We start from the raw sequence: 20,864 nt of genomic DNA on the forward strand, positions 1-20,864 counted from the left end.
CGCAATCAATGGGGAGCTTATGTAAGGAACCTATTAAAGGAGTCATATTTTAAGACAGGCTCTAATATATATAAGATTAGCACCAAGTTGATAAGGAGGGTTCTGTATGTCAGTGGCACAAAAGAAGGAGGAATATGAATACAGTAGAGTGCAAGGGGGATTAACACAGGCTGAGGCTGAGGCCAGAATTAAGGAATATGGCAGCAATGAGCTGGACACCAGTGTAAAAATATCAATTTTTGAATTGTTCTTTGGTCAATTTAAAGACTTTATAACCTGGGTATTGATAGCCGCCATCGGAGCCTCCTGGTTTCTGGGGGAAACGGCCGATGCCCTTACAATCCTGATTATTATAGGGATGAACGCCCTTTTAGGCTTTATTCAGGAGTACCGTACAGAGCGGTCCCTTGAGGCCCTGAAGGAGCTTTCTGCTCCCCATGCCCGGGTTTTACGGGATGGGATGGAAAAAGATATTGCCGCCAGAGAGGTGGTTCCTGGGGATGTCTTGTTATTGGAGGCAGGAGATCGGGTGGCGGCAGATTGCAGACTAATTGAAAGCATTAATTTACAGGCCGATGAATCAATTTTAACGGGAGAATCAAGCCCTGTAGACAAATCCGCTGCCATGACCTATCAGGGGGGCACGAAATTAAATAGTAAAGAAATGCTTTTTATGGGGACAACCCTCACCATGGGGCGGGGGAAGGCCATCGTGACTCAAACCGGTATGGCAACAGAAATGGGAAAAATTGCCCATATGATTCAGACCGTTGAGTCTGATGAAACCCCCTTGAAAAAAAGGCTGAATAAAATTGGCAAAGAGCTGGTGCTGATCAGTCTGGTAATCTGCTTGCTAATTATCGGAGCCGGGCTTTATCATGGTGAGTCAGTATATAATATGTTATTATCTGGAATTAGCCTGGCAGTGGCGGCCATTCCTGAAGGATTGCCTGCCATTGTGACGGTTTCCCTAGCCATTGGCGTACAGCGAATGTTGAAAAGACAGGCTCTGATCAGAAGATTACCGGCTGTAGAGACCCTGGGAAGCGTTAATATTATTTGTTCAGACAAAACCGGTACACTGACAGAGAATCGAATGACGGTAAAGGAAATTTATCTAGATAACAAACAAATTGAAGTATCAGGACATGGTCGGGGGCTTGAAGGCAAATTCACATCAGCGGGCAGTTCAGTTGATCCAATGTCGAATCACCCCCTTAAGCAACTGCTGACCATAGGAAGTCTGTGTAATAATGCGGTGTATACCGGAAAGGATCTCCAGGGAGATCCCACAGAGGTGGCCATTTTAATTGCTTCTTTGAAGGGAGGCATTAAACAAGGTGGACCAGCAGGTTACCGGCGTTTGATGGAGCTGCCCTTTGACTCCGAAAGAAAGCTAATGAGCGTGATCTGTCAAAATGAAAAGGGAGAATATTATTTATTTACCAAGGGAGCGCCAGATAAAATTATAAGTCGCTCAAACCAAGAGATGACCCAAAAAGGCTTGAATCTGATGACAGCTGCAAGCAGGGAAAGGTTGTTGAATATTAATGATCAAATGGCTTCAAGGGCCCTTCGGGTGCTGGCCTTTGCCTATCGAAGGCTGGAGCAGCTACCAAGAAGCAATGATCATGAGCTAGAGCAAAACATGATATTTGTTGGATTGGAGGGCATGATCGATCCCCCCAGGCCTGAGGCGGTAAAAGCAGTGAAAAGCTGTATTGAAGCGGGTATTCGCCCTGTCATGATTACCGGTGACCACAGGGCTACAGCCTTGGCCATTGCAAGGGAATTAGGTATGAACACCACATCGGCTGGGGTTTTGACAGGGGATGAAATAGAAGGCCTTAGTAATGCAGCCCTTGATGAGAGGATAGAAAAAACTGCAGTTTTTGCCAGAGTAACCCCTGCCCATAAGCTACGAATTGTACAGGCCTTTAAAAGAAAAGGAAATATCGTTGCCATGACAGGAGATGGGGTTAATGATGCCCCGGCCCTGAAGGAGGCTGATATTGGAGTGGCCATGGGCAAAGGTGGAACAGATGTGGCCAAGGAGGCAGCTTCTATGGTATTACTGGATGACAATTTTGCCACCATTGTAGCCGCCATAGAGGAAGGCAGAATGATTTTCGATAACATTAGAAAGTTCATTCGGTATCTGTTGGCCTGTAATTTAGGGGAAATATTAATGATGGGTGTAGCGGCCTTTTTAGGAATGCCATTGCCCCTGGTGCCGATTCAAATCCTATGGTTAAACTTGGTTACCGATGGATTGCCGGCATTGGCTTTAGGGGTTGATCCCCCCGAAGCAAACATCATGAAGCGGCCTCCTCGAAGGCAAAATGAGAGTATTTTTTCTGGGGGGCTGGGGACGAACATTTTTATTTCAGGAGCTTTAATTGGTGCCAGTTCCCTGCTGTCCTTTTCGTTGGTACTCTACCAAACCAACGGAGATTTGGCAATGGCCAGAACCACAGCCTTTGCAACGTTGATTGTGGCAGAAATCCTCTATTCCTTTGAATGCAGGTCAGAACATACCCATGTCTTTAAGGTAGGCTTCTTAAAAAACCCTTATTTATTAGGAGCAACCCTTTCTTCCTTTTTATTAACCTTTGTGGTTATATACCATCCTTTTTTATCTAAGGTATTTAAAACAGTCGGCTTGGGTCTAAGGGAATGGACGCTGGTGATGGCCTGTGCCCTGGTGGAATTTTTGATCAACAGTCTTATTCCTTTTCGAGAAAAATAGGCAGGCCGGTGGCCTGCCTATTTTTTTAAAGGGCTATCCCTGAACGAAACTGACTGTAATAGAGCTGGGCATAAAAGCCTTCTTTCGTAAGCAAGGCATCATGGGTACCCTGTTCAATAATGCGGCCATCTTTAATTGCCAGTATTAAATCTGCATTTCTGATGGTGCTTAATCGATGGGCAATAACAAAGGTGGTTTTTCCTTCCATCAGAGTCAGCATTGCTTTTTGTATGGCAATTTCTGTCCGGGTGTCGATGGAAGAGGTGGCTTCATCTAATATGAGAATAGATGACCGGGATAAAATAGCTCTGGCAATGGCCAGCAGCTGCCGCTGCCCATGGGATAAATTACTTCCGTTATCCGATAGAACAGTATTGTAGCCCTGGGGAAGCTGTTTTATGAAGGAATGGGCATTGGCCATCCTGGCAGCTTCGATTACCTCTTCATCAGTAGCAGTTAAACGGCCATATCGAATGTTTTCCATTACACTTTCTGAAAACAGAAAGGTGTCTTGAAGCACAACGGAAATGGTCTTTCTCAGGCTTTCACGTTTAATCTGATTAATATTAATGCCATCAATCAAAATTTTTCCGCTGTCTATGTCATAGAATTTCGTCAACAGATTAATAATGGTGGTTTTTCCGGAACCAGTGGGACCCACAATGGCGATGGTTTGACCTTTATCCGCCAAAAGGTTAATATTCTTCAAAATTGGTTTGTCGTTTGTATAGGAAAAACAAACATTTTCAAAGATCACCTGGCCATCAAAATGGTCAGGAGAAAGGGCCTTGGGCTCGTCCTTTTCCTTAGGCTCGTCAATGACTTCAAACACCCGCTCTGCACCAGCCAGGGCCGATTGAATGGTGTTAAAGGTATTCAAAATCTCATTAATGGGACGGGTAAAGTTTCGCATATATAAGATGAAGGTAAATACGATGCCTACTGTAATGCCGGTACCCTTAAGGACCATAAAGCCTCCTCCAACGGCTATAGCCACATAGGTCAGGTTATTAATAAAGTTATTAACCGGCCCCATGAACCCCGATAGGCCCTGGGCTAAAACAGCGGTTTTCGTAAGACTTCGGTTGATTGAAGCAAATTGGCGCTTTACTTTTTCCTCCTGTGAGAACAAAAGTACGGCTTTTTGTCCAGAAACCATTTCTTCGATATAACCATTTAGTTTGCCTAATTCCTCCTGCTGTCTGACAAAGTAGGGCTGGGCGGCTTTAACGATTAAACGGGTTAATAAAAACATAAGGGGAGTCGCAGCCAGGCCAATCAGGGTCAAAAGGGGGCTCAGCAGAAGCATTGCCACCAGCATTCCGGTGATCATAATAACACCGGAAAATAACTGGGGAATACTTTGTGACAACGTCATGTTAATATTATCGACATCGTTGGTTAAACGGCTCATTAAATCACCGCTGGAATGGGTATCAAAATAGCTCAGGGGAAGCTGCTGCATATTTTGATATAAATCCCTTCTAATTTCTGCGGCGGTTTGGTTGGCAAAGCCTACCATTAATCTGTTTTGAAAGAAGATTGAGATGGCACTGATAAGGTAAATTACAGCCAGGGTAACACATATCCTGGCTAACCCAGATAAATTCCCAAGGGCAATAAAATGGTCTATGGTATAGCCATTAAACCGGGTTCCCACAATGTTAACGATGGTTGAAATAAAAGCCAGTAAAAAAGCCAGGAGCATAGCCTTCTTCTTATTACCTAAATAGCCAAGGAGCCTCATTGCTGTTCCCTTAGGGTTTTTTAGCTTTACCTTATTTTTCGCAAAGCGTCCGGCATAGGGAGAGCCAGGCCTTGACATAGGCTGTTTATTTTGATTAGACATTAGCCACAACCTCCTCTCCTAACTGGGAAATGGCAATACTACGATAGATTTCGTTGCTGCTTAACAATTCTTCATGGGTACCCATGGCAGTAATTTTCCCTTGATCCAATACAATGATTTTATCAGCCTCCATCACACCGGTAATCCGCTGCGCAATGGTAATGACAGTACATGCAGTCATTCTTTCCTTAATGGCTTGTTGAAGCCTCGACTCCGTTGCCATATCTAGGGCACTGGAGGAATCATCTAAAATTAGAATTTTAGGATTACGAATGAGGGTTCTAGCTATTGAAAGCCGTTGTTTTTGACCACCAGAAAGGTTTTTGCCCCGTTGCTCTACAATTCCTTGGTAGGAATTTTGCTCCGAAGCAATAAAATCATAGGCTTGGGCATCCCTGACAGCCTGCTCCATAAGGCGTAAATCCGCCCTTTGATTACCAAATTTTAGATTTTCCTCTATGGTACCCGAAAACAATATGCTTTCCTGAAGCACAATGCCAATATGGTTTCGCAGCTCACTAAGGGACAAATTCCTTACATCAACACCGCCAATTAAAACCTGGCCTTCAGTAACATCATATAGCCGGGGAATCAAGCTGATAAAGGAACTTTTTCCTGAACCGGTGGCGCCAATGATGCCAATCCGTTCACCTTCCCTGGCTGTAAAGGAAATATTCTGCAATACATTTTCCCCCTGCTGGTTATACTTAAAGGAAACATTTTTGAATTCAATATCAAAGCCCTTTATTTCAACTGGATTTTTAGGTTCCTTAAGGGCAGGGGCAGTATTCAGAACCTCATTGATTCGATCGGCTGAGGCCTTTGCTCTTGAATAGTTTATTACCAGCATAACCAGCATAATCAATGAATTCATTATTTGAATTAAGTAATTGATAAAGGCCATAATTTTACCAATTTCCAATAGATTTTGATTAACCAGGTTTCCCCCAAGCCAAAGAATGGATATAATGCTAAAATTCATAATTAATACCACAATTGGCCATAGGGTCATATTAATATTTTGAGCCCGTACACTGGTTTCCATTAAGGAATCATTGGCCCCATCGAAGCGTTGGTTCTGTTGTTTTTCTATGGTGAAGGCCTTAACGACTCGGGCCCCCAAAATGCTTTCTCGCATCACTAAATTAACCCTGTCTATTTTTTGCTGCACCGATAAAAAGAGGGGAAAGGATTTCTTAAAAATAAAAAGAACCGTTAAAACAATAATCGGCACACTGACTAAAAATACAATTGAAAGTCTAGGACTAAGGGAATAGGCCATAAGCAGGCCGCCAATACAGAGAAGGGGGGCCCTGACCATAATTCTTAGACCAGCCAGTACCATATTTTGAATTTGGGTAATGTCATTGGTTAACCTTGTAATTAAAGAAGATGTTTTAAATTGATCCAATTCCAAAAAGGAAAAGGTTTGGATTTTATTAAAAACTGCCTGTCTTAATTTTTCACCCATGGACATGGCAGCCATGGCAGAGAAAATACAGCAGCTAACACCGCCAATCAGGCCGAGAAGGGCCACCAGAAGCATCCTGCCGCCCTGGGAAAGAACGAAGGGAATATCGCCGCTGGCAACGCCGATATCAATAATATCAGCCATAAGCTTTGGTTGGGTAAGGTCCATTACCACCTCTAAAAACATCATTAATGGGGCAATGATAGCAAAGAGAATTGCCCAGCCCTTTAAATATTTAAGTAATTTAAGCATTTTCAGATTCCTCACTTAATAAATTATCATAAAATCTGTTTAAAAAATTGATCGTCTGGAGCTTTTCTTCCTCTGAAAAACCTTTTAAGCAGACTTCATCAATGGAAAAAAAGACAGCTTCGATTTTTTGCTGGTAGTCCTTTCCCTTTTCTGTTATAAAGACGTTTAAAATTCTTTTGTCCTTTGAATTTTGTACACGATAAATTAACCCCGATTTTTCCATGCTGGTCAAAATACTGGTTACCGTGGCTGGCTCAATATGACAATGATCTGCCAGCTCTCTTTGAATACAACCGTCGTTTATCTTGAGATAGTTAAGAATACGAGGCTGCCCCTGGGAAATTCCAATTTTATGAAGCTCTGTGTGGGTTCTGCGGCGATGGGCCCGAAACAATCTCATTAATGCACTATGAAAGTCTTCAAAGTAAGTCTGATTTGATTCCTGGTACATGCTGCCACCCTCCTTTCGTTTAATAGTAAGGGTTCTAATAATTAGGTATCTAACTATTTTTATATTTTACCACTATTGCCGGCAAAAGAAAAGTATATTTTGATGCTTGAAATAGATAGAGTAATTTCTTTTTCAAGGCTTGAAAGGCAATAAGAAATAATTATGGTCAATACAGTAGACATGGGAGGATTTTTTCGATAGAATAGGAGGACAAGCCGCAAGGGAGGGAATTTAATGAGAAAATTAGTACTTTATATCGCAATGAGCCTGGACGGATATATAGCGGACTTAAATGGAGGGATTGACTTTTTGAATGAGCTGTCCCAAAGCCAGGAGCCAGACCCGGATTATGATGCCTTTTATGAGAGTATTGATACAATTATTATGGGAAACACTACCTATAAGCAGGTAATTAACGAACTCCATACAGAGGGGTGGGTATATCCCAATAAAAAATGCTATGTGTATTCCAATTGTATGAAAGGCAGCACAGCTGACATAGAGTACACTAATTTAGAGCCCAGAAGGCTTTTAGAAAAAATTAGAGAAACCGATGGTAAGGATATATGGATAGTAGGGGGCGGAAAAATCATCGAAGCCTTTATGGAGGAAGACCTTATAGATAAATACTATATTTATGTGATGCCCGTTGTGTTAGGCCAGGGAATTCCCCTGTTTCGGGAAGAAACCCCTAAAACCAGCTTAAAGCTGGATGGAGTTAATCAAATTGGAGAAATTGTCGAAATTCAATATAGTAAAAAATAAAGCTTATATAATTATGTATATAAAAAACATGGATTTAGTTGTTGAAATCCATGTTTTTTATATCAATATGAAATTTTTCACTTATAATATCGAAATCTTAATCTACAGAGGTTTAAGCAAAATTACATTTATTAATGATTGAATTAATGGTTTCCTTAAGCTCTGTACCTACTGAATCAGCCGGCGAGATCCCCTTAAAATCTGCTGCTGCAATGGAAGCATCGTAGGGTATGCCCGTTAATAGCTCCATTGTTGGCAGGTACTCCTTAATCAAGGCCAGTTCCTCATCGCTACGAAGCTTGTTGGCAATTACATAGACCTTTTCAACACCAATTTCCCGGGCCATTTGATATACATTAAGGGCAGTTTCCAGGCTCCGTTGACCGGGCTCTACCACTACAATAAAGGCATCAATTCCCTTGGCGGTTCCCCTGGAAAGATGCTCAAGGCCCGCCTCCATATCAATAATCACCGTTTCATTTCTTTTTAAGACAATGTGATTCAACAGGCTTTTTAATAGTTTATTTTCTGCACAATAGCAGCCGGCGCCTCCCTTTTTAATTGTACCCACTGCCAGAAAATCAACCCCGGCATGATGAATGGAAAAGCGGTCAGGAATGTCACCGACAAAGGGGTTTAGGGTATATAATCCCTTCCCATGGCTGGTTCCTGTTTTATCTTGAATCAGGTCCTCCATGGCGGCAATAGGCTGAATTTTATGCTCTTTAATATCAATTCCCAAGGCAGCTGCAAAATTGGCGTCAGCATCGGCATCTATAGCCAAAACCTTATATTTTTTTTCGGCCAAGGTTCTGGCCATCAGGGCGGCTATGGTGGTTTTTCCAACGCCACCTTTTCCGGTTACGGCAATTTTCATATTAATTCCTCCTATGCATGTGGTATTTTTTGCTTACAGGTTTTACAGAGCTTTAATAATTTTAAATCAGCCTCTGTTATTCCAGGTATTTTTCCTTTAATATAGGCCAGCTTAATTACTTTAACAGGCTTTTTACATTGGGGGCATTGATTGATCTTATCATAGTGTTCCATATTTAAATTCATTAAATTTCCCCCTTTAAATGTGATGGAAGGCCTAAGGCGGCTCTTTTTTCCTCTATTATTTGAATTAAGCCATCTGCTGCCAATAGGGGGTCAGTTTCAACCATAAAATAGCCATCCACAAGACTTTTTAGGCCTGAGGTTAAGACATCGCTCACTAAAGCACTGCCGCTAACCGGGGGCATAAGGCCTATGTGAAGGGGAATACCGAGGCCCGTTACCCAGGTACCAATGGCAATGGCCTTTTCGCTCATAAGCTCCGGTGCAGAGGCCGCCAGAGGCAGTTGGTTTAAATCAACTCCCAGTTCATTGGCAAGGGCGACGGCTAAATCTACCCCACGACTGTTATCAACACAGGAGCCCATGTGTAGAATAGGGGGTAGGGGGGCATCTAAGCCTGCCTCATGGCCTAAAAGGGTAAGAACTGCTTTAAGGGAATCACCGGCATATTGATTGGTGGCCTCTGAATTCATGAGGTAATTTTTTGCAAAGGCCCCAGCCCCACAGCCTGTGGCTAAGATGAGAATATTATTGGCCAGCAGCTTTTTAGCCATGGTTACAAAACCGTAATCCTGGGTGATTTTAACATTATTACAGCCTGCAAATAAAACAACACCTCTGATATTACCTGCTACAATCTGATCAATAATGGGGCTTAGGGGTTTTTCGCTATTAAGCTTACTTAAAAGAGATACAATTGATTCTGTGCTAAAGCCTGCAATAATTTGACTTTTTTCCTGGGGAATCATGACTTTTTCCTGATCTCGATGTCTGAAGGCGGCAATGGCATGGCGTATAATTTGCCGTGCATTTTCAGAGGCGTGGGCATCGTGTAGCTCCAGATGGGTAGCCCCTGGAATTTTAGCATCGGGCATGGTAGTAAAAAGTCTGGTATGATAGCAGGAGGCAATTTTAGACAGTGAAGGCATAATACATTGTACATCCACCACCATGGCCTCCAGGGCGCCGGTTAAGATGGCCAATTCCTGTGAAAGATAATTGGAAGCCATGGGTATACCACGCCTTAATAAAACCTCATTACCTGTACAGCAAATACCTACGATATTGATTCCTGCTGTAGCTCCAGCGTCGATGGCCTCCTGCTGCAGGTCGTCTACCACGTCAACAATAATCTCGCTGAGTAATGGATTGTGCCCATGGACTGCGATGTTGACAGCATCAGCCTTAATGACTCCCAGATTGGCTTCGCTAACCACCGGTTCAGGGGTTCCAAATAAAATATCTGAAAGATTCGTTGATATTTGCATACCAGTGTAGTCACCCAGGGAACAGCGAAGGCCTGCCAGTAGAAGATTAACCGGGTCGGCATCGGTACCCAAATGGGTTCTTGACATAATATCTGTAACGGCAGATTCAATATTGTTTAGGGTGACATTGAGGTTTTTAAGCTTTTCTAAACGTACCCCGGGAATTGTATTACTAAGCCATGTACAGGGGTCCTCTTCTATACGAGAATAATCCATCAGGCTTTCCCAGGCAACTTCTTCGGCAACTTGGTTTAAAGATTTATCTTTTGTTTCCAGCCCCAAATGATGGGCTATGGCCAAAAGCTTTTCCGGGTCTTTAATTTCATAGTGCTTCGATTCTCCTCGGGCCACATGTAATAGAGTTTTAGCAATTTCCTTTCCATGAAGCGAGTGGGAAGCTGCACCAGAGGCCATCATTCTGACTAAATTACGGGCAACAATTGTGTCGGCATTGGCACCACAAATTCCTTCCTGGGGACCATTGCCAAAGGGGTCGATGCGACAGGGGCCCTTCATGCAAATTCTACAGCATATACCTCTTTCTCCAAATCCGCAGAGGGGCAGCATTTTTTCATAACGATGCCATACTAGATCAATTTGCTCCTCCTGGGCCTTATGAATCAGACAATGGTTTGATTGGTTATAGCATTTATCCATAGCTTTCTTCCTTTCTTTTTAGCTGTTGGGTTCTCTTAATACCAGGGCCTTGGTAGGACAGGCTTCAATGCAGTGGGGTGCCTTATTGTTTAGTTGCCTTTCCATACATAAATCACATTTAACGGCAAGGCTTTTTTGCTTTCCCCCTTGCACTCTGTTGATCATGCTGATTGCTCCATAGGGACATCCTTGTTCACATATTCCGCATCCGCTGCATTTTTCTTCATTAATGACAATAGCCGATTGAACCCGTTGAATGGCCTTCATTGGGCATAGCTGTTGACAATAGGCATTTTGACAATGACGGCAATAGGCCGTTTGTTTTCCCTTGAGGCTTTGAACAGCATAGATATTTGGTACGATGTTGTTTTTTCGATTGACGGGTCTTACCTTCGGCACAGGCTAGTTCACATCCCTTGCAGCCAAGGCAGTATTCGGCCCTTAGACTAAGAAGCTTAACTTTTCCTTGCTCCATAATAACACCTCTTTTCTGAGCTCTAAAATAAAACTATTATAGTTTAGTTGCAGGTTTTATGCCAAAAAAAAGAGCTACTGAAAATAGCAGCTTCAGTAGCTTAAATTTAGAATCTACGGTATAAAACTGTCAAAAAGGCTTTACACTGTCAAAGGACTTTAGACAAATTTAGACAATTATTTACACCTAACAATTAATTTGATACCGTTTAATTTTATTATATAGGGTTTGTCGAGTAATGCCCAGTTTTTCAGCAGTTAAGGTTTTATTAAAATTATATTTTTGCAAGGTGCCGATGATCAATTGCTTTTCTGAATCATTTATTTCATCCCGTTGTGCGGAATCGGGGCTGTGGATATTCTTAATTGCTGAAATTTCATCAAGGATATTTCGTCTGGTGATCATTTGATTATCCACATTAATGGCCAATCTTTTCAATAGATTTTCCAGTTCCCGAATATTTCCAGGCCAATCATAGTGAATTAGCTCCTTGATTCCATCCTCATGGACCTCCTTCAATTCGATGCCGATTTCTCGACAGAAGCGAAACAGAATTTGATGGGTTAAGCGTGGAATCTCCTCCCACCTTTCTCGAAGGGGCGGCATGGCCACGTTAATTACATTTAAGCGATAGTATAAATCCCTTCTGAATTGGCCTATTTGAACCATTCTCTCTAAATCCTGATTGGTAGCAGCAATAATTCGAACATCTACTTTTTTGGTTGTAACCCCCCCAAGTTGTTCAAATTTACGCTCTTGTAAAAAGCGCAACAGCTTTGCCTGGGCCTCCAGGGGAATTTCACCCACCTCATCAAGAAAAATCGTTCCGCCATCGGCCAGCTCCAGCTTGCCTGCTTTACCATTTTTATTGGCTCCGGTATAGGCACCGGGCTCGTAGCCAAATAGTTCTGCCTCAAAGAAATCCTTGGGAATGGTGGTGCAATCAATGCAGACAAAGGGGTTTAAGCGACGAAGGCTTTCACGATGGATGATTTCTGCAAGCATACTTTTTCCGGTACCGCTCTCTCCCCGTAATAAAATTGTGGCATCGGTTTTGGCCACCTTTTTGACATAGCGTGACAGCTCCTTCATTTTTTGAGAATCCATTGATAAATCACCTAAATTTTCAAGGGGCTGTTCCCGTTCCATCACCTTATGCTTGTAATAATTCATTTCTCTCTCTAAATAAGATATTTTGTCCAGCAATAGCTTAACAAAGTCTGATTCAATGGGTATAAATTGCCTTAAAATTCCCATACCTTCATAAACCGGACTTTCAAAAATAATGTATTCCTTTCCCCCCAGGGTTTCATGCCAAATGGCATTATTTCCGGTTTTAAGAACCTCCTGATATTGTGAAGACCATCCAAGGGCCTGAATATTTTTCTTTTCCACCTGGTGGAAGTCAATATCCAGAAAATCTCGGTATTGCTTATTAATTTTAATGATGACACCGTGACGGTCAATGAGGGCCAAGGAATGGGGGAAGCTGTCAAGAATGGTCTCGTTAAAGCTGTTGATTTCCAAAGCCCGTTTAAGGGCCTTATTTAATCGCAAATTAATATCATAAAAATACTTTGTCTTATGCTCTGCCCGGGTATAGTTTTTGGCAAGCCGAAGGGAATGAAGGGTTAAGTCCATTATACTGTCTTCTTTTTTTACAGCTTCCGCCTTAACACCATTTTCCGTAGTGTCATGATTAACCCTTGGGGTCAGCTCAAACTGACAATAATTGTTTCCCAGGGCAACACAGTGGGTTTCTACTGCATCCATTTCCTGACCACAGATTTGACTAATGGCTCCGGCTAAAATGCCGCCTTCAAAATAACACATGGCTTTGCCAAGGTATTCCATATCATGGCAGGTAAAACACTCGAAAAGCTGAACGATTATTTTTTCGTCAGAGATTAAATTGATTCGTATTTTTCCGATACCAAGTCGGGCCATTTTTTCAATTAATGTATCATAGTCCTGAATGTTGAGCCTACTTCCAAAATTTTTAGCCGTATTATAATAAATTTCTTCTTCTACAATATTTACTTCCCCTTGGGGGAAAATACCTGTCAGCGATTTAAGCTTTTTCTCCAGGCTACTATGCAGTAAATGATCATCAAACTCTGTAACTGCCATAAATATTCGCCCCTTCCTATAGGCTAAAAAATATCTTTCGATAATTGTTGTTGAAAAATAATGATTAAATATATTATATCAGAAAATACGCACTTTATAAAATACAATAGGGAGGGGAGTGTATGGGTGTAAAATGAGACCGGCAAATCATGAGAAGATCATTGATTTGCCGGTCAAAAACTTAATAGACGATTCCAGTATCATCACCGCTTATTTTGGTAATGAACCATTTTTCCTCAATCTGTGAAAGGATGACTGTATAACTGGACCAAAGGCCATTATCGCTGGAGGTCTTCATTAAAAAGTCCACTTGATATACTAGCGATTCGCCCTCTGGCTGGGGTTCTGATATTTTAAAATCCTCTATCCAGGGGCTGGAAACCCCTGTAACCCAGCCCAGCTCTTTAAATTGAGTTAAAGTTTTTTCTTTAAGCTCAGGGGAATAAAGGGCGTACTGCAGTGCACCATTTCTAGACTGGCACGCCTTTACCCATTCCTTTATTGTTTCCGCCGGGTCTGTGGAAAGGATCGCCTGCTGCAACAATGTTAACTGTTGTTTGAAGGAATCATCTTGACTTTCTATGTATACCTTCTGTTCCTTCTCATCCCAGGTTACCAAGGCTCCTAAGGCTTCAGCCACAGCCCTGACAGGCACCATTGTTCTGCCGCTAATTATTTCAGGGGCCACATCGGTTTCAATAGGGATACCGTTAACAATAATTTGGGGGATAGAAAGGGCCAGTACGGTATTGAAAAGGGGTAAAAATAAAAGTACCGTTGAGGCCAAAAGTAATCCTTTAACCATTTTTTTCAATTAATCCACCTCCTGAATTTTACTATAACACCAGTTTAGCCGAAATCATTACAATAGTAGTTATAAAAGTATAAAGAAATCATTACAAAAAGATTAAGGTCCATACAGCAAAAATATTTCCCATTAGAACAGAGACAGCACCCCTGGTAGAATAGAAATAGGAAAAGGGTAATACAACTGAAAAATAATATTAAAATAAAATGAACTTTTTTCTGCACAGCCTACTCTTATATAGGAAAGTGAGGTGCTGGAATGGCGATAGAAAACCTTGTGAAAAAAGCAAAGGCAGGAGATCAGGAAGCCCTGGTAAAGCTAATTATGCTTGAAAGGGATGCCTATTATAAATTGGCTCTGGTCTTTCTGAAAAATCAGGAGGATGCCCTAGATGCCCTGGAGGATATGATTGTCATTTTATACGAAAAAATACATGGTTTAAAAAATGATGAAGCCTTTTATTCCTGGAGCAAAACAATACTGGTAAATTGCTGCCGTCGTCAAATCAAAAATAAAAAAAGGGTGATTCCATTGTCCCAAATCAATGCAGAGGCCCAGGGAGAAGATAAAGACTTTATCAGCCAAAGGGAGGATTTTATTATTCTTCAAAGATATATGGAGAATCTTAGTCAAAAGCACCAGGAGGTATTAAAGCTGCGCTATTTTCTTGATTTAGAATATGAAGCCATTGCCGAACTGCTGAAAATACCCCTGGGCACCGTTAAATCCCGTATCAATGCTGGGTTGAAAAGGCTGAAGAAAAGCTATGGAGGTGAAATAAATGAAGGATATTGAGGAAAAATTAAAGAAGGAAGGGTTGCGAATCGATTGTTTGAAAGCCCCTAATGAATTAGAAGACAGGCTGAGGAATGCTTTAAATAATCATAATGCACCAAGACAGAGAGGCTATAGACGCATTGTTAAGGTGGCGGCGATTTTAGTTGTCATCATCACCCTAAGCTATCATTTCGATACCCTGGCCTATTATACTAAGCGGCTGGTGGGTTATGATAGTCTTATGAAGGGTTCGCTAAGGGAACTGAATGAATTGGGAAAGGGTCAGGTAATAGAAAAATCCCATACCTTCGCCAACGGATTAAAATTTACCCTGGATGGTATTATGCTGGATGAAAATCAAATGCTGGTCTTTTATAGCATTAAGGCTCCCCCTGGCAGGGAAGACCTGGTGGATTCCAATATAAGCATGTACTTTAAAGGCTTTTTAAAAATGTACCATCAACGTTGGGGTCATGGAGAAATCAACGAGGCAAACAATGAGATTAAGTGGGTTACCAGTTTTGATCCGCCTTCATTTTTAGATAAAAAGCTTCAACTTACTCTCGACTTGACCGGGAAAGACGCAGAAACCGCAGAAATTGTCTTTACCATTGATCGGGAAAAAGCAATGGGGCATACCTTGAAAAAGACGTTAGACGAGACTGCTGAAGCAGAAGACATCAGATTAACCTTTCAATCGATCATTGCTTCTCCTACCCAAACAACAATAAAGGGCTCTTTGCAGAAATTTATTTCCCTGGCCATTGATACGTTGGAGGGGGAACGGATCAGACCCCAAGAGCTAAGCTTTGACTTGATTGCCAATGGCAAAGCCCTGGAGCATCAGGCCGGCGGATTAAAGACTGATAGTAATGGTATAACCTTCCACAAGGAGTTTGATCCGCTGCCAGAAGACCTTGAGTCCCTTGAAATTCATCTAAAAAGCCTCCAAATTGACCGAGATGCCAATCAGAAGCTACCCCTGAGCCAGATCAAAAAGGACCATGAGTTGGTTGTGAAGGGTCAAACCGTTATAATCAATGGGGTTTATGAAGAAGGAGATCATACCTATATAACCTTAACCACCGCAGATCATGTTAAGCTATCTAGCGTAAGGCTGTTAATTGGTGGGGAAAGGACACCCTTACAAGAAACCATTGAAAGTGAGCATACCAAGGGCGGGGACGGAAGCATATGGCATACTCGAACCCTGCGATTTCCGGTCAAAGGACCAGATGCAGTGCTGCTGTTTGAAAGAATCAGTTATTCCCAGGAGTTTGATCAGGTAATTGATATTCCTTTATAAAGAAAAAAGCTATTGGGTATGAGGCCCGATAGCTTTTTTTATAATCTATAGGAAAATTTTCCTTAAAATCATGAAATAAAGAGAACTTTTGTTTTTGAAGACTTCTCTTTATTTGATGCTAGTGATAAAATAAGGGTAACTGAGCTGAATTGAAGGAAAGGAGGGGCTGCGTAGTTGGTAGAAGAATACCTGGTACGTAGCAATTAAACCATGGAAAAACAACCCCAGGTCATTATAACAAGGAAAATTCCAAAGCAGGTTGAAGAATATATTGCTGAGCACTGTGAATACGAAATGTGGCAGGATCAGGGTGAAATGCCCAGGGAGATTCTGTTCGACAGGTTATATAACAAGGCTGGTATATTGGTACAGCGTACCGAAATAGATGAAGAATTGTTAATACAAGCCCCCCATTTAAAGGTAGTCAGTAATGTATCGGTGGGCTACAATAATTTTGATTTGGCTGCTATGAAATCCAGAGGCGTAATAGGTACCCATACGCCAGGGGTATTAGATCATACCGTGGCAGATTTAATTATGGGATTAATGCTCTCAACCGCCCGAAGAATACCGGAGCTGGATCAATACGTAAAGGCAGGAAAATGGCAGCCTACAGATAATGAGAACCTATATGGCTTAGATGTACACCATGCCACCTTGGGTATTATCGGCATGGGAAGAATAGGCGAGATGGTGGCAAAAAGGGCAGCTTTAGGCTTTGACATGAAGGTATTGTATTATAATCGAAAACCAAAGCCTGGCCTAGAGGCTCAGCTGGGGGTTCGATACAGTGACCTTGACAGTCTGCTTCAGACCAGTGATTTTGTGCTGGTAATGACTCCTCTGACTAAAGAAACCTATCATTTGATAGATGCCCGGGCCCTGGGCCTCATGAAAAAAAGTGCCATATTAATTAATGCCTCCAGAGGACAAACCGTTGATGAGGCGGCTTTGATCGAGGCCCTTGAAAATAATCAAATCTATGGAGCAGGGCTTGATGTCTATGAGACAGAGCCTATTGAAGGTAGTAACCCTTTATTAAAGATGAAAAATGTAGTAACAGTACCCCATATAGGCTCTGCAACAGAAAAAACCCGTCTGGATATGACCATGCTGGCAGCTAAAAATCTTGTGGCAACCCTTAAAAACCATATCCCTCCCAATATTGTACCAGAGCTAAAGGGGTAATGTTATCTAATAGGGTAGTAATAATGGATGTTGAATACAGAATTGAACAATAATTCTTTATCAACTGAAGACCATTGACAGAAAACATCAACACAGTTAACATAGAAGTTAATCTTGATAAAAAATATGAATTGGAGGCTTAATAAATGACCTTTGAAGCTCTTTCATCCCTATTCATTAGGGTCTTGCCCGGGATGATAATTGGAATCATTTTTTTATTGCTGCTCCCGAAACGAAATATTGAGCTTAAAATTTTTTCCTATATCCTGCTCTTTATATTATTTCGTGATACTTTAACTCCGTTAGGGCTGTGGAGCTTTGGCAGCCAGCGTGGTTTCTGGATTCGCTTTACCAATGATCCTTATCTTTTAATCATTTTAGGGGTAATATCCTTTTTAATGGTATTTGTTATTAACTTGTTTGAACCAGATTTACAGAAATTGATCGTATGGAAGCGGGGCAGCCTGATAAAGGGGGGACTATGGGGGTTATTAGGAGCCATTATTGTGGTATTGCCTATTTTTTTACTTACCTATTCGGTTCCCATTGCAGAGCGTGGAGGCGATGTTCCACGGTCTATGCTGGTGTCAATTTTTATACTGGCTCTACTGGGAAACTTCCTTGAGGAAGCCCTTTTCAGAGGGTATTTTCAAGGGTATATGGAAAAATATACAAGCCGAACCATGGCCGCCGTCTTATCAGGGTTGATATTTGGCTTTGGCCACATTTTTTTAGCCATAACCGTTACCAACGCAGGGCTTCCCCTATTAATTTTTGTCGTTTTTGAAGGGTTGGTTGCGGCCTTTGTAAGAAAAGATTACGGTGTTTTACCTGCAACCCTAACCCACGGATTGGCTATTTTTTTCTTAGCCTCAGGCCTATTCTAACTTGTGCTGACTACTTTGAATAAGGATGAGAATAAATGAATCAGATAAATGATGAGCTATGGAAACTATATGAGCAGGCCTTTCCTCCAGAGGAAAGGCGAAGCAAGGAGGCCCAAAAACAGATTTTAAAGCTGTCTAACTACTTTGTCAGGCCGTATTATGAAGGAAACAGCCTGATGGGCTTTATCTGTTTTTGGCTGCTGAAGCAATGTATGTTTATTGAGCATTTGGCAGTTGACGAAGCCCTTCGGGGAAAGGGATACGGAAAAAAGATCGTAGCAGAAACTATCAAAGCTGCTGAGGGAATGGTGATTCTTGAGGTAGAGTATCCCGATAATACGATTGCTGAAAGAAGAATTAAATTTTATGAGGGTCTTGGATTTGTATGCAATGACTTAGAATATCAACAGCCCTCCCTTGGCGAAGGAAAGGCGGCGATTCCCCTTATATTGATGTCCTTTCCCCATAAAATTCCAACGAGCCAGACAGATAGCTTGATTGGTGAAATCTACTCGACAGTGTATCAAGTAAAATCAAATAAATAACGATATTTAGCCCTTGAAAAATCTTCAAGGGCTTTTATGTGCGACAGGCAGTCGCACATTCATAAAAGAAATTTTATGAAATCTTGAGTATTAAGAACAGCGACGACGATACCAATGATGGTAAGAACGAGTCGGGAGTTTGGAAGCTCAAGAGTTCTCGAAGGTGAGAGTCCTTCCCTAGGAGTGCTGATACAACCTAGGAAGCCTAGTCTAGGGCAATATCGTGAGGTGTTGTCTGAAGGAGACGTGGAAAGTCGTGAGACCCATAGGCGGACTAGCAGACCGAAATGCAGAGGTGTGAAGCACAGGTGGCGGGGTAAACTGACGACTATGCGTAAAAAATGGGAAGTCAATAATTCTAATTCAATGAATCAGCCGAATTAAAATAGTTTATCATGTGAAAGTGCTCGGTATGCTAGGAAGGAAAGTGCGGTGACCCTGTGAGATCTCTATTCAAGCCCGAAAGGGGTAGTGGAATATAAGGTTATGCCGAAGTTTCTACTACGGATAGAGAAGTCAGACAGTTCCATAGTACGGGAGTAGGTATTAGGCCAAACTGATACTGAACGGAAGGGAACTGACCTCAGTGGACCTAACTTTAATCATGTGTAATGATAACGGTAACGCTACGAAAGTAAAAACGAACCGAAAGGACACAAGAAAGGTGAAGGATAATAAATGAATCAAGAATTGAAGCTTAAAATGCATAGTATTTATGGACAGCTATTAGTTGAAAGAAAGCTAATGGAAGCATGGAAACAAGTTAAAGAAAATAAAGGCTGTGGAGGTATTGATGGTGAAACCCTCGAAACCTTCGCTGAAAAAGAAGAGGAGAAGATTAATAAACTCCTAATTACCCTAAAAGAGAAAAGCTACGTACCAAAGCCAGTAAAGAGGGTATATATACCAAAGAAAAATGGTAAGAAAAGACCCTTAGGAATCCCAACCATAGAGGATAGGATTGTACAGCAAAGTGTGGTAAATGTCATAAGTCCCAAGTTTGAGAATGAGATATTTCATAAATGGTCATGTGGATACAGAAAAGGATTAGGTGCAGAAAGAACAATGCAGATAATTCTTTGGAATCTAGAAACAGGATACAACCACATATACGACTGTGATATTAAAGGGTTCTTTGACAACATACCACACAAGAAACTGATGAAGATATTGACAAAATATATAGCTGATGGAACTGTCCTAGATATGATATGGAGATGGCTAAAGGCTGGACATATGGAAGAAGGTAAACTCCATAATACTGAATCTGGCACTCCGCAAGGAGGGGTGATTTCACCAGTACTTGCGAATATATACCTAAATGAACTGGATTGGGAACTAGATAAGGAAAATATCCGTTTTGTAAGGTATGCTGATGATTTTCTTCTGTTTGCTAAAACAGAAGAAGAAATCAAAAGAGCAGGTGCGGTAGCAAATAGGGTAATAAATGATTTAGGATTAGAAGTATCAATGGAGAAAACAAAATTCGTTAATTTCAACGATGAAAATTTTAATTTCCTTGGTTTTACATTTGAGCATTGGAGGAAAAGAAAGAAAAACGAGAGCTCATACTTCATCGTAAGACCTACCGAAGGCTCAATCAAGGACTTCAAAACTAAATTAAAGGATAAAACGAGGAAAAGCTTAACCCTTAGTACTAAAGCATGGCTGGACACCTTAAACCCAATAATAAGGGGTAAGATAAACTACTATTTGAACATATCCAAAGCAGTAAAAGCTAATGAAGAATATGGTCAGAAAAGTAGATGTATTCTACAGGCCTTCAGCAAGGAACTACATGCAGTAGACTCCTATGTTAGACAAAGATTAAGGGTAGCAATGATACACAAAAATCCATGTCAAAGAAAAGGCTGGCTTATGACCTCGAAGTGGAATAATGAGTATTTTGTCAAGATAGGGCTTATACCATCCCACTGGTTATATTACAATAAAATGTGGGGGTATACCCTAGAAATGTACCTAGAGAAAATAACGGCCAAAAATAGAGCAAAATTAGAGAAACAAATCAAGAAATTAAAGGAAAAAGGCCAAGAGTATTATACTCATGACCGAGTTTCCAAGATAAATGCTGTTAAAAACTATGCTTAATTCATTTAAAACACGTTGGTAAGCCGTATGCCTTAGTAGGGCACGTGCGGTTTGATAAGGGGGTAGCTATGCAAATAGTTACCCTACTTTATTTGTACTAAAGCCACAACACAACAAG

At 41.4% G+C, this 20,864-nt stretch carries 17 protein-coding genes; 8 read left to right on the plus strand and 9 right to left on the minus strand.

Annotated elements, in window-relative coordinates; genetic code table 11:
• Window positions 1-106: 106 nt before the first annotated feature.
• On the plus strand, window positions 107-2,749 hold the full coding sequence (locus ACYQ1I_RS14505; protein WP_459766548.1) for a cation-translocating P-type ATPase: 2,643 nt from the start codon (window positions 107-109) through the stop codon (window positions 2,747-2,749).
• A gap of 25 nt (window positions 2,750-2,774) precedes the next feature.
• On the opposite strand, the gene ACYQ1I_RS14510 is transcribed toward ACYQ1I_RS14505, so the two are convergent.
• Genes ACYQ1I_RS14510 through ACYQ1I_RS14520 form a run of 3 tightly spaced genes read right to left on the minus strand, consistent with a single transcriptional unit; the run spans window position 2,775 to window position 6,772 of the window.
• Window positions 2,775-4,598, minus strand: a complete 1,824-nt coding sequence (locus tag ACYQ1I_RS14510; protein WP_459766550.1) for an ABC transporter ATP-binding protein — start codon at window positions 4,596-4,598, stop codon at window positions 2,775-2,777.
• The gene (locus ACYQ1I_RS14515; RefSeq protein ID WP_459766552.1) at window positions 4,591-6,321 is read right to left on the minus strand and encodes an ABC transporter ATP-binding protein; all 1,731 of its coding nucleotides are present in this window, start codon (window positions 6,319-6,321) and stop codon (window positions 4,591-4,593) included. Before ACYQ1I_RS14515 ends, ACYQ1I_RS14510 begins: the two co-directional genes overlap by 8 nt.
• A complete protein-coding gene (locus ACYQ1I_RS14520; RefSeq protein ID WP_459766554.1) occupies window positions 6,314-6,772 on the minus strand; it encodes a MarR family winged helix-turn-helix transcriptional regulator in 459 nt (152 codons plus the stop codon). The genes ACYQ1I_RS14515 and ACYQ1I_RS14520 overlap by 8 nt, the downstream gene beginning before the upstream one ends.
• 234 nt (window positions 6,773-7,006) lie before the next feature.
• On the opposite strand from ACYQ1I_RS14520, the gene ACYQ1I_RS14525 reads away from it, so the two are divergent.
• A complete protein-coding gene (locus tag ACYQ1I_RS14525; protein WP_459766556.1) occupies window positions 7,007-7,537 on the plus strand; it encodes a dihydrofolate reductase family protein in 531 nt (176 codons plus the stop codon).
• A 112-nt stretch (window positions 7,538-7,649) separates the two neighbouring features.
• Here the strand turns inward: ACYQ1I_RS14525 and ACYQ1I_RS14530 are convergent, their stop codons facing one another.
• The 6 genes from ACYQ1I_RS14530 to ACYQ1I_RS14555 all read right to left on the minus strand — a co-directional run bounded on the left by ACYQ1I_RS14530 (window position 7,650) and on the right by ACYQ1I_RS14555 (window position 13,931).
• Window positions 7,650-8,414: an ATP-binding protein gene (locus tag ACYQ1I_RS14530; RefSeq protein ID WP_459766558.1), complete on the minus strand. Its 765-nt coding sequence runs from the start codon at window positions 8,412-8,414 to the stop codon at window positions 7,650-7,652.
• A gap of 11 nt (window positions 8,415-8,425) precedes the next feature.
• A complete protein-coding gene (locus ACYQ1I_RS14535) occupies window positions 8,426-8,599 on the minus strand; it encodes a hypothetical protein (protein ID WP_459766560.1) in 174 nt (57 codons plus the stop codon).
• Window positions 8,599-10,521 (minus strand): anaerobic carbon-monoxide dehydrogenase catalytic subunit, encoded by a 1,923-nt coding sequence (gene cooS / locus ACYQ1I_RS14540; protein ID WP_459766562.1) that lies wholly within the window; start codon window positions 10,519-10,521, stop codon window positions 8,599-8,601. The genes ACYQ1I_RS14535 and cooS overlap by 1 nt, the downstream gene beginning before the upstream one ends.
• Window positions 10,522-10,539: 18 nt before the next feature.
• Window positions 10,540-10,920, minus strand: a complete 381-nt coding sequence (locus ACYQ1I_RS14545; protein ID WP_459766564.1) for a 4Fe-4S dicluster domain-containing protein — start codon at window positions 10,918-10,920, stop codon at window positions 10,540-10,542.
• 262 nt (window positions 10,921-11,182) lie between these two features.
• Window positions 11,183-13,126 (minus strand): sigma 54-interacting transcriptional regulator, encoded by a 1,944-nt coding sequence (locus tag ACYQ1I_RS14550; RefSeq protein WP_459766566.1) that lies wholly within the window; start codon window positions 13,124-13,126, stop codon window positions 11,183-11,185.
• A 181-nt stretch (window positions 13,127-13,307) separates the two neighbouring features.
• Entirely contained in the window at window positions 13,308-13,931 is a 624-nt protein-coding gene (locus ACYQ1I_RS14555; protein ID WP_459768181.1) for a copper amine oxidase N-terminal domain-containing protein, read from the minus strand.
• 261 nt (window positions 13,932-14,192) lie between these two features.
• Between ACYQ1I_RS14555 and ACYQ1I_RS14560 the strand changes: the two genes are divergently transcribed.
• The 6 genes from ACYQ1I_RS14560 to ltrA all read left to right on the plus strand — a co-directional run bounded on the left by ACYQ1I_RS14560 (window position 14,193) and on the right by ltrA (window position 20,746).
• Window positions 14,193-14,729, plus strand: coding sequence for an RNA polymerase sigma factor (locus ACYQ1I_RS14560; protein ID WP_459766568.1), 537 nt, complete (start codon window positions 14,193-14,195; stop codon window positions 14,727-14,729).
• Window positions 14,716-16,017 carry a DUF4179 domain-containing protein gene (locus tag ACYQ1I_RS14565; RefSeq protein ID WP_459766570.1) on the plus strand — a complete coding sequence of 434 codons (1,302 nt, stop codon included), beginning with the start codon at window positions 14,716-14,718 and terminating at the stop codon, window positions 16,015-16,017. The genes ACYQ1I_RS14560 and ACYQ1I_RS14565 overlap by 14 nt, the downstream gene beginning before the upstream one ends.
• A 210-nt stretch (window positions 16,018-16,227) precedes the next feature.
• The gene (locus ACYQ1I_RS14570; RefSeq protein ID WP_459766572.1) at window positions 16,228-17,205 is read left to right on the plus strand and encodes a 2-hydroxyacid dehydrogenase; all 978 of its coding nucleotides are present in this window, start codon (window positions 16,228-16,230) and stop codon (window positions 17,203-17,205) included.
• 146 nt (window positions 17,206-17,351) lie between these two features.
• A complete protein-coding gene (locus ACYQ1I_RS14575) occupies window positions 17,352-18,092 on the plus strand; it encodes a CPBP family glutamic-type intramembrane protease (RefSeq protein ID WP_459766574.1) in 741 nt (246 codons plus the stop codon).
• 35 nt (window positions 18,093-18,127) lie between these two features.
• Window positions 18,128-18,637 carry a GNAT family N-acetyltransferase gene (locus ACYQ1I_RS14580; RefSeq protein ID WP_459766576.1) on the plus strand — a complete coding sequence of 170 codons (510 nt, stop codon included), beginning with the start codon at window positions 18,128-18,130 and terminating at the stop codon, window positions 18,635-18,637.
• Window positions 18,638-19,315: 678 nt separating this feature from the next.
• Entirely contained in the window at window positions 19,316-20,746 is a 1,431-nt protein-coding gene (gene ltrA / locus ACYQ1I_RS14585) for a group II intron reverse transcriptase/maturase (protein WP_459766577.1), read from the plus strand.
• Window positions 20,747-20,864: the final 118 nt, after the last annotated feature.

It is taken from the genome of Alkaliphilus crotonatoxidans (assembly GCF_054658015.1).